Below are 14795 nucleotides of genomic sequence, written 5' to 3'. Positions count from 1 at the left end.
CGGCTCCTCGGCCTGGAACTTAGAAGTTCCAGTCCTCGTCCTCGGTGACCGGACCTGACGCGCCCCGGCTCCTCGGCCTGGAACTTAGAAGTTCCAGTCCTCGTCCTCGGTGACGACCGCCTTGCCGATCACGTACGACGAGCCCGACCCCGAGAAGAAGTCGTGTTCTCGACAGTGACCTGGTCGGGGACTTTAAAACAGCTTGAACTGCAGCGATTCATTACTGTCGCTTACTCAAGTTATCTGTTATTCGCCACAAAATGTGGGCAAAATGTGGGCACGAAAATCGGCGCGCAGCGCGCCAAACGACAAGGCGAACGCGCCGTCACGAGTGCCGCAGTCGCGGTCACCGATGGCTGACGCTAGGTCCGGCTCGCTACCCCTTCGAGAAGGCGACCACCGAGGGCTGTGAAAGGTATGCGGCTGCACGATTTAGGCCACGCCTGCGCCAGTCTGGCGATCAGGGGCGGAGCAAACATCAAGGTGGTGCAGAGGCTCCTCGGCCACAAATCAGCAGTGTTGACGGTTGACCGTTACGGGGACCTGTTCCCGGAAGACTTCGGCACCGTTACGGCCCGCATTCGATACCGCCACGAGGGCTACTGCGGACGGTCTGCGGACGACGGCGGACCCGCGGCCTGCTCCTCAGCGAGGCGTTGTCGGTGGACTCGCCGTTCGTGCTCGATCTGACGACGGCAGTGCTCTTCGATGCGCTCGCGCTCCTCGGCAGGCAAACCCCAGGCGGCTGGGTTGTCGTCATACCAGTCGGTGATCATGGCATCGACGAGCCGCCGGTGCTTGTCCCGGAACTTCTGTTCATCCGGATCTTCGGGTTCGGCGTTCGCCGCTGTCTCTGGGTCGTCCATCGTTGCGGTCTCAGCGAGCACTCGGGCAACTTCCTCGGCCGTTTTTCCTGTCGCGCGCGCTATCTCAGCGTGCGACGGCATCCTGCCGGTACGCATCGCTTCGTGCATGAGCGGCGGGAGATCGAAGGGGTTTGCCACCGCAAGGACGCCTCTAGATGATTCCGATTGCAGTGACCAAGACGATCGCGGGGATGAAGATGATAAGGGATAGCGGCGCTGACAGGCAGCCGACGAGCATCCCTCGTCCCGCTTGACCGACCTTGCCACTAGCGCGTGAGATGACCACGGAGATCAGTACATCCACGAGCAAGATCGGCACCACGAGCACAGCCATCATCAGCCACGGCAGAAACACCCAGGCGACGAAGTCGAGGACGAGGGTGTTCGCGAGCGCCGCGGCGAAACTGACCGCCCCATAACGGTCCGTCGCTGAGGTGATCGGTGATGCGCTCACCATCGCAGTATCCAGACCCCGTAGACCAACCCTCCGACGAAGACGATTGCTGAGGTTCCCAGGATGCTGAGCGCTACTCCGCGCGCACGGGGCGACGCTGACCGCAGCAGCAGCGCGGCTGTCGCTGCCGCGATGAGAGCGGTGATGGCAGTACTGATCAGGAACACCACAAGACCGTTGTGGAGGCGCTTGCCCACCAACCATGCAGCGACAATCCCGACCGCTAAAACGACTTGTGTGATGAATGGCGTTGCCCAGGTCGCGGTAGACCAGTACTGACTGTCCACGTCACGTAACCGTGCAAGGGATGGCATCGGGCGAAGCCTTTCGATCTGCTCAGGCAGGTGTACCCACCGTTGGCGGCAACGGTGGCACTGATGGCGGGTTGGATGGTGGGCCGAAATCGGTAGAGGGCAGCGGGATCTGTACGTCGAATTGAGGATTCCAGCCGCCTCTATCGAACGGCTCGAACGCTCTCCCGCCAATCCCGACATCGTGGTGGAATGGCAGGTTCTCGATGGGGCCGTAGGAGTTGCCGGTCCGCGCAGGGTCGATCAGCACCGTATTCGACGGGCCGTTGGCGAAGTCTTGGTAAACCTCCAGCGATGGGTAGTTGCCTCGGGTCCCGTCAACGTGGACGCCGTTGGCTCCAGGAGTGAACACGAGATCACCGTTGACCGTCCACGGGTGATCCGCTATCGGAAACGGGGGGCTTTTGGCAATATCCGGTGCGAAGGGGTTGGCAGCGTCGTAGCGAATACGCACCGCCCCATCAGGGGTTTGCGTCACACTTGCGTTCGGAACGCCCACCTTCACCTGCCCCGGCCCCCCGCTCGGAGTCTGTTCAATCGAAGGGTTCTGCCTCATCACGACTAGACCGTTGTCGTAGTCGATATACGTGGTGACTTTGGTATTGGTGGGATCGAAATTCGGGTCAGCACCCCTGTCGTTGCCGAAGTCGCGCCTCCCCGGACCACTAAGCACGTCGAGTTGCGGTATCCATTGTGAGACGCGGACCAACCCCTGTCCCGGCACCGGACGTATCCTTGCGACCTGAATCTGCGGCGGCACCCCTCGGTTTCGCGGGTCATAGCTGTTGGGGTCCAGGGTGGCAGCCACGCGCCAGTCATTTGCGCTGGTCGGCTCTCGACCGTAGACCCTCGTGAACGCGTCGCGTTGGTTGTTGGTGCGCTCACTGCTCTGGCCTGCCGGAGCGCCGGGCGGAGCTGCCCGTGAGGCTCCCGGTGCTGCCTCGTCGAGGTCGCCTTTGGCGTTGTTGATGGCGGTGGCGGCGTTAGCGTCGGCGGTGCCCAGCTCGTCGGCGAGCTTCTGTAAGTTCGTTGTCTCGGTGGTCGCGGTGTTGGCGCGTTGAGTCTGGATCGCGTCCACATCGGAGGTGCTGAGGCCGAATAGCGGTGCCAGCTTGCGGGCGGTGTCGTAGTCGTAGGTGTCGGTGACGACCCAATCCTCTGAGACCGCAAAATCATCGGCTTCCAGCCCCTGGCCTTTGGATTTGAGGCTGTCGATCATCGGCTGCATGATTTTCGCGGCGTTGTCGTAGGCGTCCGCCATAGCGAGCTGTGCGGTGGCGACCGCACGGTCTTGGACTAGCTCGCGGTCCGCACGTCCATCGGCCGCGGTCTTGGCCTCACCCTCCCACTCGAAGTCGTAGACGGTGTTGTGCACCCGATCAGCTGACTCCAGCATCTTCGTCGCCGCATCGCGCAGCGGCTGCGCCATGTCGCCCAACGCGGTCGCGTTCGCCTTGTAGACGTTGGTTTTCTGCGGACGACTCATCACAGCCCGCCCAGGTGAACGCCGTCCCGGATGCCGGTCACGGACCCGGTGCGCCCTGGTTCAAATCCCCCATACCCGTCAACCCGTCACCGATCTGCTGCGACATCCAGGTCTTCGGCAACACCCCTGGCATTGTCATCGATGCGAGTTCGAAAGTGTTAGCGGTAGTGCGGCACAATTCCGCTATCCGCTCATACCTGCCGCCGACCACCTTGAACGACGACACCACCGCATCATGAGCATCCGCGAGCGTCGCGGGGGTGGAAAACCCTGTCAACCCCGCCATCGCCGCCGTGGTGTCCGGCACCGCGATCCCAGTCACCGCCGTGTTCTCCGCGCTAATCCGATCCGCACCGCCCCGCACGTTCTCCGGCGTGATCTGTAAGCGCTTACCCACCAGCTACTCCTTCCGGCGCGCAGCCTTATCCAACCCCCACGGCAACATCCCGATAGCGTAGATCGCGTCCGAATACGATGATCTGACCTGCGGGTTTCGCGTGGCTGGCCGTCGGCACGATTGGGGACTACCGAACAGCGTAGAGAAATGTGGGCAAAATGTGGGCAACAGCTCCGAGCTACTCCACGTCGACCGGCGTCAGCCTAGGCATGCTACCGGCTAGCAGGATCAAAATATGGCCTTTGAACTGGAACTTTAGAAGTTCCAGTCCTCGTCCTCGGTGACGACCGCCTTGCCGATCACGTACGACGAGCCCGACCCCGAGAAGAAGTCGTGATTCTCGTCGGCGTTGGGGCTCAGCGCCGACAGGATCGCCGGGTTGACGTCGGTCTCGTCGCGCGGGAACAGCGCCTCATAGCCGAGGTTCATCAGCGCCTTGTTGGCGTTGTACCGCAGGAACTTCTTGACGTCCTCGGTCAGACCCACCTCGTCGTAGAGGTCCTGGGTGTACTCGACCTCGTTGTCGTAGAGCTCGAAGAGCAGCTCGTAGGTGTAGTCCTTGAGCTCTTGGCGGGTGGCGTCGTCCTGCATGGCCAGGCCGCGCTGGAATTTGTAGCCGATGTAGTAGCCGTGCACCGCCTCGTCGCGGATGATCAGCCGGATCATGTCGGCGGTGTTGGTGAGCTTGGCCCGGCTGCTCCAGTACATCGGCAGGTAGAAGCCGGAGTAGAACAGGAAGCTCTCCAGCAGCGTCGAGGCCACCTTGCGCTTGAGTGGCTCATCGCCGCGGTAGTACTGCATCACGATCTCGGCCTTGCGCTGCAGGTTGGGGTTCTCCTCCGACCAGCGGAAGGCGTCATCGATCTCGGCGGTCGAACACAGCGTGGAGAAGATCTGGCTGTAGCTCTTGGCGTGCACGGACTCCATGAACGCGATGTTGGTGTAGACGGCTTCCTCGTGCGGGGTCAGCGCGTCGGGAATCAGGCTGACCGCGCCGACCGTGCCCTGGATGGTGTCCAGCAGCGTCAGCCCGGTGAACACCCGCATCGTCAGCTGCTTTTCGTTGGCGGTCAGGGTGCCCCACGACGGCAGGTCATTGGACACCGGCACCTTCTCCGGTAGCCAGAAATTCCCGGTCAGCCGGTCCCAGACCTCGGCGTCCTTGTCGTCTTGCACCCGGTTCCAGTTGATTGCGGAAACCCGGTCAATCAGCTTCATTCCCTCGGCCACCAGAACCCCATTTCGCACGCCGTAACCTAGGTCACCGACACTACCCCTGGTGTCAGACAACCCGCTGCAACACAAGAAGTTGTGTCTGCGTGTCGCCTCAGCCGACTCCGGAAAAGCGGTATTCGGCGGGCCGCAACGACCGGGTGGACTGCCAATACTGCCAGGTCATCCCGCTCCACAGGGTCCGGTTGACGCCGTGCTCGTCGAGGTACCAGCTGGCGCAGCCGCCGGTGATCCAGACCGAGCCGGCCAGCTTGTCCTGCAATTCGGCGTTGTAGCGGTCCTGGGCGGCCCGGCTGGGCGCCAGCGCTTGGGCACCGACCTTGTCGGCCGCCGCGATGGCCTGGGCGACGTAGCGGATCTGGGACTCGATCATGAACACGACGGAGGTGTGCCCGAGCGCGGTGTTGGGTCCGAGCAGGAAGAACAAATTGGGCATATCGGCCACGGCGATGCCGCGGTGCGCTTCGACCCCCTCCCGGTTCCACCGCTGGACCAGGTCCTCTCCGCGCGGCCCCTTGATGTCGACGTAGGTGTAGGAGTCGGTGACGTGGAACCCGGTTGCGTAGATGATGACGTCGACGGGGCGCTCCAGATCGTCGTCGGTAACGATGCCGTCGCGGGTGATGCGGGAGATCCGCTCGGTGATCACCGTTGTCGTCGGGTCAGCCACCGCGCGGTAGTAGTTGTTGCCGGAGTAGAGGATTCGTTTGCAACCAGCCCGGTAGCGGGGCGTGAGTTTGTCCCGCAGCTTCTTGTCGCGGACCTGGCGGCGAATGTTCAGCTTGCCAACCGCCTCGATGGCCCGCAGCAGCCCGGGTCGTTTGGTCATCGCGAATCCCACGGTTTCCAGGCCCCAGTAAATGGCTGACCGCACCGCCAGGCGCAGTCCGGGCACAATCGCGAAGGCCTGCCGCACCACGTTCGGCAACGGGTTGTGTGGTACCGGCACCACCCATGGCGGCGTGCGTTGGTACAGGTGCAGCTCAGCGACCCGGTCGACGATGGCCGGCACGATCTGGATCGCGCTGGCACCGGTGCCGATCACCGCGACCCGCTTGCCGGTCAGATCCACAGAGTGGTCCCACTCCGCGGAATGAAATGCCGCGCCGGAGAATTCATCGATACCGTCGATGTCGGGCAGGCGCGGGATGTGCAGACCACCGACACCGGAGATCAGGAATTGGGCCACATACTCCTGCCCCGACTCGGTGAACACGTGCCAGCGATACTCTTCGTCGTCCCAGTACGCGCGGGTCACCTTCGAGCCGAACCGGATGTAGCGGCGCAGCCCGTACTTGTCGGTGACCCCCTTGAGGTAGTCCAGGATCTCGGGCTGCGGGGAGAACAGCCGGCTCCAGGTCGCCTTCGGTTCGAAGGAGAACGAATACAGGTGCGACGGCACATCGCAGGCACACCCGGGGTAGGTGTTGTCACGCCATGTCCCGCCGATCTCGTCGGCCTTCTCCAGAACGATGAATTCCACGCCCTGCTTCTGCAGTGCGATGGCCATACCCAAACCGGAGAATCCGGTCCCGATGATCAGCGCACGGGTGCGTACCGGTGCGCGCTGGTCGGCATCCTCGGCGGTGTGATCGGTAAGCGTCATCACGCATCCTTTCCTGGGAACGCTGGTTCCGGGTGTTGGTCTTCAGTGTGTTTGCCGGATATCGGCCCGTCAACGCCGGGCGCGGGAACGCCTTCCCGCAGGACTGTCCCTGCGGGAAGGCGTTCCTTGCTGCTGCGGCTCAGCCCAGTAGATCTGCCATCAGGGAGGCGACGTTGGGAGCCAGGTCTGCGGCTGCCGCGGCCGCATCCGGGGCCGTCGAACCCACCAGCGCCTCATACACCTGGTGGTTCAGGTCGACCAGCGAGTCCCACAGCGGCGAGTACTGGCTCAGGTCGAATCCGCTGCCGGCGTGCAGGATCCCGGTCGCCAGGTCATCGCGTGCGTTGAGGAAACCGGCGGTGATGCTGGTGGCCGGATCGGTGAACGCGTCGGTGAAGACCGTTCCCAGCCCCTGCAGGCCGCTGTTCAGTTCGGTCCAGGCCTGCGCCCAGTCACCGGAGCTGACATCGCCCTGCAACGCCTGAGCGGTCTGGTCGATGACGGCCTTCGCGCTCAACATCGCCAGCAGGCTCGGCAACTCGATGTCCTTGAGTGCCAACGGCAGATTGCCGACGAATGCCGCCAGGCTGCCGGCCGGGTTGCTCAGGAAGTCCGACGCCACGGTGTCCAGGTTCGGGATCAGCGACGGGTCGGTCATCCGGTCCAGCACGCTCGGCACATCGGCCTGGCCACCGAAGATCTGGTGGAACGCGTCCGGGCCCATCGCGGCCTCGATCTGGTTGTACACCAGGTTGGAACCCAGCCAGTCGATGTTGTGGTCCTGGTCCTGGGTGTAGTCCCAGTTGAACAGGCGCTCCTGCAGCAGGGCGGCCTGTTCCTCGGGGGTGACGATCGGGGTGTCCGCCGGCAGGTAGTCCTTGACGTCGGCGATATTCACCACCTGAGCCTGCACACTCGTGTCCGAAGGGGCGGTCGCCACGTCTTGCCAACGGACTCCAAGCATTCCGTTGGCAAGGCCACCGTTGTTGATCCAGTTGGCGACGCCGGGGTCTTGGCTGCTGATGACGTAGTAGGTGTAGCCGTCGGGATCGGCGAACGTGTCGGTGTTGTTGAGACTGCCCTGCGCGGTCACGATCGGAACGTTCTGCCCCCAGGCATTGGCAAGCTCGAGGCCGGAGTACTCGGCGTCGATATTGGGCACCTTGACGATGAGCGCCTGATCGGGATCGAGCTCGAAGTGGCCGAACGTGCTGAGCTGGCCCGGTAGCAATCCGTTGACAGCGGAACTGGAGGACGCGATGTGGGTCATGAAGTTGGGGGGCAGCGAATCGGGCAGCGCTGTCTGGTCGTAGTAAACCCCGTCCGAGTTCGCGGCCGGAATGTCGTGGGCGACGCTACTCAGCAGCGACGAAAGCTGGCTATCCGAAAGCATTGGAAGCGCATGCGTCGCCGAGACGCCCTCTTGTTCGATGGAGAAATAGTCGTGCGGTAACCCGCCGTTGCCGATGGTGTCGCGAATCAGCATGTTTTCGGCGCCGGTGGTATCGACCCAGTTTCCCGAGTGTGGTGTCGAGCTGAGAATCACCGTGTAACTGCCGTCGGCATTGGGCGTGGCGTCCGACAGATCAAGGACATGGCCGGTCGGCTCAAAACCTTGGGCCGAGCCGATGGTGCCGGACAGCGTCGTAAACGTCACATCGTCGCTACCCGCGCCGGGGTTGATCGTCATTGTGTACGTACCATCTGCGCTGATGGGGATCACACCGTACTGGTCATCCGGATTCACCAGGATGTAAAACGCGCTCGGGTCGGCAGCGTTGGCGTCCCACGGGAGGCCGAGCAGCCAAGGGATTCCGTCACTGGGGTTGTAGTCCTGGCCGTACTGCAACACGAGCGAAGTGCCTGCCAGGCTCTGCACATACTGCGGCAGCGACTCCAGGTCAGACGGAACGATGAACGGATAGTCGCTGTTGGTCGCGGTGACTTGCTGCTGCGCGTCGAGCAGCTGGTCGATCAACGATTGCATGTCACTCGACGGTCCCGTTTCAGCGACTGCGTGCGGGGTCGTCAGCGCCATCGCCAGCACCCCGGCCACGGCTCCGGGTGCCGTGGCGGCGGCGACGCGCAGCCTCTGCCGCACTCGACGCCGGCGTGCTGCCTTTTGGTTGGCGCGTTCGACTGCTGATCTTTGGGTGGATCCGCTGCGTGACATGAAGTCCTCCGGTTGTTTCGTGGTCTTGGGGCCGTCTGTGACGCCTGTCACCTGATGGCGACCTGATTGTTCGCTGAGTCGACCGGTCCACGAAAGAGCATTCCGCACCAAATACTTAGGATTAGTGATGCATAGTGCACCTCGGACGCTATGCTCGACCGGTGGACTGGGAGCGTCCGTCTGAGCGGGTATGCGAACTGGTCCGCCAGGGCGCCCAGGTGCTGGTGAACGCTCCTCCAGAGGCAGCCGACGAACTGCATCAAGCCACGCTGTCGACCGTGTACACCCGGGCCATCGCCGACGACCCGGTGCTCGCCGAAGAAATCCGCCGTAGCAATCGCTCCAACCTGCTGCACTGGGCGGCCGCAAACCTGAGTCACCCGGGTGAACCGGTGACGGCCAACGTCGCAGCAGAGTCACTGGCCATCGTTCGCGACGCGTTTCGCCGCGGTTTCGACGAGTCGGCGGTGCAGGATGCCTACCGGGTCGGGACAAATGTGCTGTGGCGGTGGTGGATGCAGACCGCGTTCACGCTGACCCGCGACCCCGACGAACTACGCGAGCTACTCGATGTCTCCGCCCGATCGCTGACATCGTTCATCGATGTGACGATCGCCGGGCTCTGCGATCAGATGCAGATCGAACGCGAGGCACTCACCCGGGGAACGCACGCCGAACGCCGGGAGACCGTTGCGCTGATCCTCGACGGCGCCTCGATCACCAGACACCGCGCTGAGAGCCGACTCGGCTACCGACTGGAGCAGCACCACACCGCGGCCGTCATCTGGGGCGATGCGTCCGCCACCAACTTGTCCGACCTCGACGCTGCCGCCGATGCCCTGATCCGAAGCAACGACGGTCAGCGCGCGTTGTCGGTACTCGCCAACGCGGCTACGCGCTGGGTGTGGGTGCCCGGCACGGCCGGGCCAGACCTGGCCGGCGTCGCCGCCGCGATGGTCGACCTGCCGGGGGTGCAGATCGCGGTCGGCACAACAGCTGCGGACATAGACGGTTTCCGGCGCAGCCACCTCGACGCCCTCGCGACTCAGCGAATGCTGGCGCGAATGGGCTCCACCCAACGCGTCGCACGCTTCACCGATATCGAAATGGTGGCGCTGCTCAGCACCGACCCGGAACAGGCAGACCGGTTCATCACGCACACGCTGGGCGATTTCGAGTTCGCTGATGCTGAACTCCAGCGGACCGTCCTCACCTTCGTCCACGTCCAGTGCAACGCGTCACGAGCTGCCGCACACTTGTTTCTCCATCGAAACACGTTGCTGCGCAGGATCGCTCGCGCTAACGAGCTGTTGCCGAAGCCGCTCGAAGACACCAGCGTGCATGTCGCGGTGGCGTTGGAGGCGCTGCGCTGGCGCGGGGTCTAGCGGCTCCGCCGGTCAGGCGGGCTGCCCGTTGGACGCCACGTCGTGGATCGGCCGATCCGGATCCATTGTGACGCCGAGGTTCTCGGCGGTGCCATTGACGACGCTCATCATGATCGTCGTCAGGTAGGTGACAAATGTGTCGCGAGGCATCCGTCGCGGGCTGTCCAGCTCTGGCCCCAGCCACCAGTCGGTGGCCGAAGTCGCCGTACCGAAAGCCGCGAACGCCGCCAGTTCGATCGGCTCGCGGTTGAGTTCCATGTCCCGCAGCTCATTGCTGAACATCTCTGCCAGCGCCAGGGTGATGGTCCGGCCCTCGTTGAGCGCCCGCATCGTCGACTCGGACTGGGCGCGAACGCGGCCCTGAATGAAGAACCGCAGCACATTGGGATGCTCGTCGACCAGGGCCACGTACTCTTCGACGCTGCGCCGGATGATGTCGCGCAGCGAATTGGTGGCCACGTCGATGGAGGCGAAGATCGCCGCCCACAGTTCATCGCGCAACCGTGCCCCGACCGCCTCGAACAGATCGTCCTTGTCGGCGAAATGCCGGTAGATCTTCGGCTTGGCGGTGCCGGCCTCTTCGGCGATCTCGCGCACGCTGACCTCGGGTCCGTTCCGGTCAATAGCCCGGAAGGCGGCATCGACGATCTCGCGGCGCACTTTCTTGCGATGCTCGCGCCAGCGTTCGCTGCGTGCGTCGACCTTGGGGCCGGTGTTTGCACCAGCCTTGGGTCTACTCGCCGCACGCACGTCCTGCACCTTACCGCGTTGCGGTCGCTGACCTGGGCAGACCGGCCGTCGGATAGCATCGCGACTGTGGTGCAGCGATTCGACCTCGCGGTTGTCGGCGGAGGTCCAGCAGGATCGGCGGCCGCCTGGCAGGCCAGGCAGGCCGGCGCGAACGTGGTCGTGCTGGACAAGGCGGAGTTTCCACGCGACAAACCGTGCGGCGATGGCCTGACGGCGCGGGCGGTCAGCTATCTGCAGAAGATGGGCCTGGCCGAGGAAGTCGCCAAGTTTCACCGGGTCAACCGGGTGACAGCGTTCAGCCCGAGCCCCTGGGAGCTGTCCTTTCCCCGCCGCCCGGGGATGCCCGACCACGGTCATGTCGCGCGACGGCCCGAACTGGACACCCTGCTGCTCAAACATGCCGAGTCCGCCGGCGCCGAGATCCGCCAGTCCGCCGAGGCGGTCGGGCCCATCCTCAACGACGCCGGCCGGGTGACCGGAGTGACGCTGAAAAGCGGCGAACAAGTTTTCGCCGACGCGGTGATCGCCGCCGACGGCGCCTACTCGCCCATCAAGCGCGCGCTGAAGCTGGACTCGCAATACAACGGGTATTCCGCGATCGCCATCCGCGCCGAGATGTCGGCCAACCGGCCCGACAGCGACAGCCTCGACATCTACCTCAAGCTGATGTTCCAAGGCGATCAGTTACCCGGCTACGGCTGGGTTTTCCCGCTCGGTGGCGGACGGGTCAACATCGGCCTGGGATACATCAACAGCTACAAGAACTGGCAGGCGATCAACGCCACCCAGTTCCTCGGCGAGTTTCTCGCGACGCTGCCTCGCGACTGGGAGTTGCCGGCGATCGACGAACTCAAGAAGTCCAAGACGGTACGGGCATGGCGGCTGCCGATGGGATTCACCGCGTGGCCACCGTGGCGCCCCGGCGTGCTGTTCGCCGGCGACGCGGTGGGCGCCGGTCGCCCCACCTCCGGCGCGGGAATCTCCAAGGCGTTGGAATCCGGGCTTGTCGCCGGCGAGTGCGCCGTCGCGGCCCTGACCAACGGCGGGCCCGACGACTTCACCAACTACTCACAGCGGATGGAAGCGGCCTGGGGCCAGGAGTATCGCCGCGGCCGGATTTTTCACAAACTGGCGGGCATCCCGCGGCTCGCCGACACCGGCCTGAAAGTCCTCGACAACGGCCGGGTGCGCGAATTTCTGCTCAGGCGGCTCTACGCCAAGGCCGAGGGCCGCCCCGACCACCGGTACTAAGCAAACAGGGCGGCGAAGTCGGACCAGAGCGCACCGAGGTCGCCGAGATCGGGGTCGCTCGCCCCCGTCGCCCCCAGTGCCGGGATATCGATGATGGGCACAACGTAGTTCGAGAAGAAAATCAGCTCGTCGAGCGTCCCGCCCGGCCCGGTGGAAAAGTAGTTTCCGAAGATCGCAGCGGAGCCGATGTTGATCTGGAATAGGTCGCGGACCATCCCCGTGGGATCGCTCTCGTAGAAATTCTGCAGCGGGTCGAATTGCCCTGGGACTCCGACGAATACCGGGATGCCGAGATCGGTCGTGGTCAACAGCGTCCCTGCCAGCGGAGCGTCACCCGTACTGTCGACCACCTGGACGGAAGTATTGCTGACGAACAGCGCGGTAAGGGTGTTTGTCGCAGTGTCATAGTTGCCCACCACGGCTCCGGTGTCCTGGTCGTAGACCGTCCACGGCGTCTCGTACTGGCTGGTGTAGTACAAGGGGTAAGCGCCGAAGCTCTGGAAATCCGTCCACGGGCCCGGCGAGCCGGGAAACGTGAAGTCAGCCGGCGACGGCGGCAGTGTTGCCGCGTATGCGCCCGGGCTGGTCAGCACGGCGGCGCCCAATACGGCGCCGGCCGCCGCGCCGACGATGACGGACATTCCACCAATTGCGCGGAGATTCATACGTCCCCCCCTCGTATCACGAAAGCCTCAGCGGCCCGCTTCAGAGCAGGCCGGCAAGGTCGGCCCACAACGTGCTGAAGTCGCCCGGGTCCAGGCTGGCCGCCACGGCGTCGGTGGCCGGGATGTCGATAATCGGGATGTGAACCCCTCCGGGGAGCAGCAACTCGTCGAGTATTCCGTCCGGCCCGCTGGAGTAGTAGTTGGCCAAGGCCGGATTGGTGAGAAAGTCGATCTGGAACAGGTCTTGAGTCGATCCGGTCGGGTCGCTGGTGTAAAAATTCTCAAAAAAGTTGAGCCGCGAGATCCCGAGTTGCAGCCCGGCGGAGGTCTGATCCCAGACCGTCCCGTCGGCCGGGGCGGCCCCCACACTGTCGAACGCCTTCTGAAGGTTGTTCTCGAAGATCGGACCGAAGCCGCCCAGCGCCTCGTAATCCCGCGCAACCTGATAGTTGCCGATGACGGTCGTGGCACCGTCCTGGTAGACGGTGTAGGGGATGTTCTCCTTGATGCTGGTGTACAGCCCCCCGGTTATCTCGTTGACGTCGGTCGGGGTGCCCGGCCCGCCGGGCGGGAAGAAAATATCGGTGCTCGACGGCACGGATGGCTGCGCATACGCGGCCGGGCTGGTCAGCAGTGCCGCACCGAGGACGACTCCCGCGGCTGCGCCGACGATGATGGCAACTCCCGCAATACCGTGACGATTCATGGCTGACCCCCCAGCTGGTTCCCTGCCATCTGAAACTAGCTGAGCCCACGCTGAGACGCGCCCCGTTTCGCGAGATTCTTATCGTCGCGTTTGATCCATTCGGATAACGCCCGCCCTCATGGGAAATCCCACGTATCCGGCCGCTTCATCGGCCATCAGGCGTCTCATGCACTCACCTTGCCCGCGATCAATGCTCGCGAGCCAACGAAGTGCGCAATCTCCAGGGCTGTCATCACCGCCAGCCGGCGCTCACCCGGCGAATACCCCAGGAGATCAGTCGCATTGGCGACGCGCTGCAGAACGGTGTTGCGGTGGGTGTGGAGCTGGGCGGCGGCCGCCGACGCGCTGTCTGCCAGCGAGAGGTAGGTCCGCAAGGTGTGGCGAAGCCGCGCACCGCGCTCGTCATCGACAGCGAGCGCGCCGAGGGTTTCGGCGACGAACCGCGCGGCCTCCCGCTCATCGCCGGCAATGCCGAGGATCGGCTGGAGGTCAGTCGAGATCACGAGCCGGTCGCCGCTCGGGTTGTCGCCGACGATGCGTGCGGCAGCCATCGCTGCCGCGTGCGAGGCGCGAAAGCCCGCCTGCCCGGTGAGCGCCGGGCCGGCGGCGGCCCGCATTCCGGCGGGCGCTCGACCCATCACCTTCGCAAGGGCGTTTCGGGACGGAATCCCCTCCGACCCTATCCACGCCCAAAGCGTGCGAACACCGGCTGCGATCGTCAGCGGCTGCCTCGACTGCACCGAGCGAGCGAGTGCCGTGGCCACGGTTTCAAGTTCGCCGTCGTCGCTCGCAGAGCCGTCCAGCCACAGCACCAGGGCCGTGTGACGGCGCGTCAATTCGTAGCCCAGGCGGCCCGTCGCCACTCGCTCGTCGACCGGTGCGCCGTCGAGAATGAGCCGAACCGTCTCCATCCGCCGAGCCAGTGCGCCGCCGGCCAACTCCTCACGGAGACGCTGTGCCTCCGCCACGAGTTCAAGCAGAGCCGCGTCCACGTAGGCGAACAACGCCGCGGCGAACCGGTCGATCATCTCCACCAATTGCGGCCCGTATGGGGCAACCACGGGGGCGAGCTGCATGAAGCGCTGCCAGACGACAGTTTGTCCGCGACGGTACGACTGGAAGATCACGTCGAGATCCAACCCGCGGCGCACGACGGTGCGGACGACGTCGTAGGCCTCTCGCGGGGGCGCGGGCAGTGTCGTGTTCTGCGGGTCCGCGAGGACGGCGTGCAGCACCTGCGCAACGTTGGCCCGGTTGCTTGCGGCCATCTCCTCGGTGATGGCGCGGTCGGCGGCCAGCCCGGGTGCGACCTCGATCTCGGCGGCGTTCATCGTGGCGACCAGATCGTCGAGTTCGACGAGCATGCGGCGGGCGAGCTGGACCAGGAGTTGCGAGGTGTCGTCGACCATCCAGCAATCATATGTGATTTCTGACATATCGTTCGCATGATTATAGATGTAATGCCATATCTCTAGCGCTATCGACGCCATATCGTGATGGCTGTCACTCACC

General features: G+C 64.2%; 14 protein-coding genes and 1 pseudogene. 3 read left to right on the top strand and 12 right to left on the bottom strand.

The genetic code is table 11. From position 1 onward, the window contains the following. Positions 1–84: 84 nt before the first annotated feature. Positions 85–168, bottom strand: a pseudogene (locus tag AC5Y36_RS23470) (hypothetical protein); the annotation flags it as partial. Between AC5Y36_RS23470 and AC5Y36_RS23465 the strand changes: the two are divergent. Next, entirely contained in the window at positions 163–360 is a 198-nt protein-coding gene (locus tag AC5Y36_RS23465) for a hypothetical protein (RefSeq protein WP_500043369.1), read from the top strand. The pseudogene AC5Y36_RS23470 and the gene AC5Y36_RS23465 overlap by 6 nt on opposite strands. A gap of 239 nt (positions 361–599) precedes the next feature. Here the strand turns inward: AC5Y36_RS23465 and AC5Y36_RS23460 are convergent, their stop codons facing one another. The 7 genes from AC5Y36_RS23460 to AC5Y36_RS23430 all read right to left on the bottom strand — a co-directional run bounded on the left by AC5Y36_RS23460 (position 600) and on the right by AC5Y36_RS23430 (position 8340). Further along, on the bottom strand, positions 600–1004 hold the full coding sequence (locus AC5Y36_RS23460; RefSeq protein WP_500043368.1) for a hypothetical protein: 405 nt from the start codon (positions 1002–1004) through the stop codon (positions 600–602). Between the two features lie 13 nt (positions 1005–1017). Next, positions 1018–1320 carry a hypothetical protein gene (locus AC5Y36_RS23455; RefSeq protein ID WP_500043367.1) on the bottom strand — a complete coding sequence of 101 codons (303 nt, stop codon included), beginning with the start codon at positions 1318–1320 and terminating at the stop codon, positions 1018–1020. A 336-nt stretch (positions 1321–1656) separates the two neighbouring features. After that, positions 1657–3117: a hypothetical protein gene (locus tag AC5Y36_RS23450; RefSeq protein ID WP_500043366.1), complete on the bottom strand. Its 1461-nt coding sequence runs from the start codon at positions 3115–3117 to the stop codon at positions 1657–1659. Positions 3118–3154: 37 nt separating this feature from the next. Next, positions 3155–3439, bottom strand: coding sequence for a hypothetical protein (locus tag AC5Y36_RS23445; RefSeq protein WP_500043365.1), 285 nt, complete (start codon positions 3437–3439; stop codon positions 3155–3157). 330 nt (positions 3440–3769) lie between these two features. Next, positions 3770–4732, bottom strand: a complete 963-nt coding sequence (gene nrdF / locus AC5Y36_RS23440; protein ID WP_500043370.1) for a class 1b ribonucleoside-diphosphate reductase subunit beta — start codon at positions 4730–4732, stop codon at positions 3770–3772. Between the two features lie 109 nt (positions 4733–4841). Then, positions 4842–6353 (bottom strand): flavin-containing monooxygenase, encoded by a 1512-nt coding sequence (locus AC5Y36_RS23435; protein WP_500043364.1) that lies wholly within the window; start codon positions 6351–6353, stop codon positions 4842–4844. Positions 6354–6492: 139 nt separating this feature from the next. Further along, the gene (locus tag AC5Y36_RS23430; protein ID WP_500043363.1) at positions 6493–8340 is read right to left on the bottom strand and encodes a hypothetical protein; all 1848 of its coding nucleotides are present in this window, start codon (positions 8338–8340) and stop codon (positions 6493–6495) included. A 347-nt stretch (positions 8341–8687) separates the two neighbouring features. Here AC5Y36_RS23430 and AC5Y36_RS23425 point away from each other — a divergent pair, with 347 nt between their 5' ends. Further along, positions 8688–9911, top strand: coding sequence for a PucR family transcriptional regulator (locus AC5Y36_RS23425; protein ID WP_500043362.1), 1224 nt, complete (start codon positions 8688–8690; stop codon positions 9909–9911). Between the two features lie 12 nt (positions 9912–9923). Here the strand turns inward: AC5Y36_RS23425 and AC5Y36_RS23420 are convergent, their stop codons facing one another. Continuing rightward, a complete protein-coding gene (locus AC5Y36_RS23420) occupies positions 9924–10661 on the bottom strand; it encodes a TetR/AcrR family transcriptional regulator (protein ID WP_500043361.1) in 738 nt (245 codons plus the stop codon). A gap of 66 nt (positions 10662–10727) precedes the next feature. Here AC5Y36_RS23420 and AC5Y36_RS23415 point away from each other — a divergent pair, with 66 nt between their 5' ends. Then, positions 10728–11912 (top strand): NAD(P)/FAD-dependent oxidoreductase, encoded by a 1185-nt coding sequence (locus AC5Y36_RS23415; RefSeq protein WP_500043360.1) that lies wholly within the window; start codon positions 10728–10730, stop codon positions 11910–11912. Here AC5Y36_RS23415 and AC5Y36_RS23410 read toward each other — a convergent pair. The 3 genes from AC5Y36_RS23410 to AC5Y36_RS23400 all read right to left on the bottom strand — a co-directional run bounded on the left by AC5Y36_RS23410 (position 11909) and on the right by AC5Y36_RS23400 (position 14692). Next, the gene (locus AC5Y36_RS23410) at positions 11909–12553 is read right to left on the bottom strand and encodes a hypothetical protein (protein ID WP_500043359.1); all 645 of its coding nucleotides are present in this window, start codon (positions 12551–12553) and stop codon (positions 11909–11911) included. The two genes, AC5Y36_RS23415 and AC5Y36_RS23410, sit on opposite strands and share 4 nt — an antisense overlap. Positions 12554–12617: 64 nt before the next feature. Continuing rightward, the gene (locus AC5Y36_RS23405) at positions 12618–13283 is read right to left on the bottom strand and encodes a hypothetical protein (RefSeq protein WP_500043358.1); all 666 of its coding nucleotides are present in this window, start codon (positions 13281–13283) and stop codon (positions 12618–12620) included. Positions 13284–13447: 164 nt separating this feature from the next. After that, positions 13448–14692, bottom strand: coding sequence for an RsbRD N-terminal domain-containing protein (locus tag AC5Y36_RS23400; RefSeq protein ID WP_500043357.1), 1245 nt, complete (start codon positions 14690–14692; stop codon positions 13448–13450). Positions 14693–14795: the final 103 nt, after the last annotated feature.

Source organism: Mycobacterium sp. NGS50 (assembly GCF_059812545.1).
The sequence above is the reverse complement of the archived record's forward strand: the minus strand, read 5'-3'. Positions and strand labels throughout refer to the sequence as shown.

Coding starts and splice junctions, on each gene's coding strand:
- AC5Y36_RS23450 (WP_500043366.1), bottom strand. CDS start 3,117: ATGAGTCGTCCGCAGAAAACCAACGTCTACAAGGCGAACGCGACCGCG.
- nrdF (WP_500043370.1), bottom strand. CDS start 4,732: ATGAAGCTGATTGACCGGGTTTCCGCAATCAACTGGAACCGGGTGCAA.
- AC5Y36_RS23435 (WP_500043364.1), bottom strand. CDS start 6,353: ATGACGCTTACCGATCACACCGCCGAGGATGCCGACCAGCGCGCACCG.
- AC5Y36_RS23430 (WP_500043363.1), bottom strand. CDS start 8,340: ATGCAATCGTTGATCGACCAGCTGCTCGACGCGCAGCAGCAAGTCACC.
- AC5Y36_RS23410 (WP_500043359.1), bottom strand. CDS start 12,553: ATGTCCGTCATCGTCGGCGCGGCGGCCGGCGCCGTATTGGGCGCCGCC.
- AC5Y36_RS23405 (WP_500043358.1), bottom strand. CDS start 13,283: ATGAATCGTCACGGTATTGCGGGAGTTGCCATCATCGTCGGCGCAGCC.
- AC5Y36_RS23400 (WP_500043357.1), bottom strand. CDS start 14,692: ATGGTCGACGACACCTCGCAACTCCTGGTCCAGCTCGCCCGCCGCATG.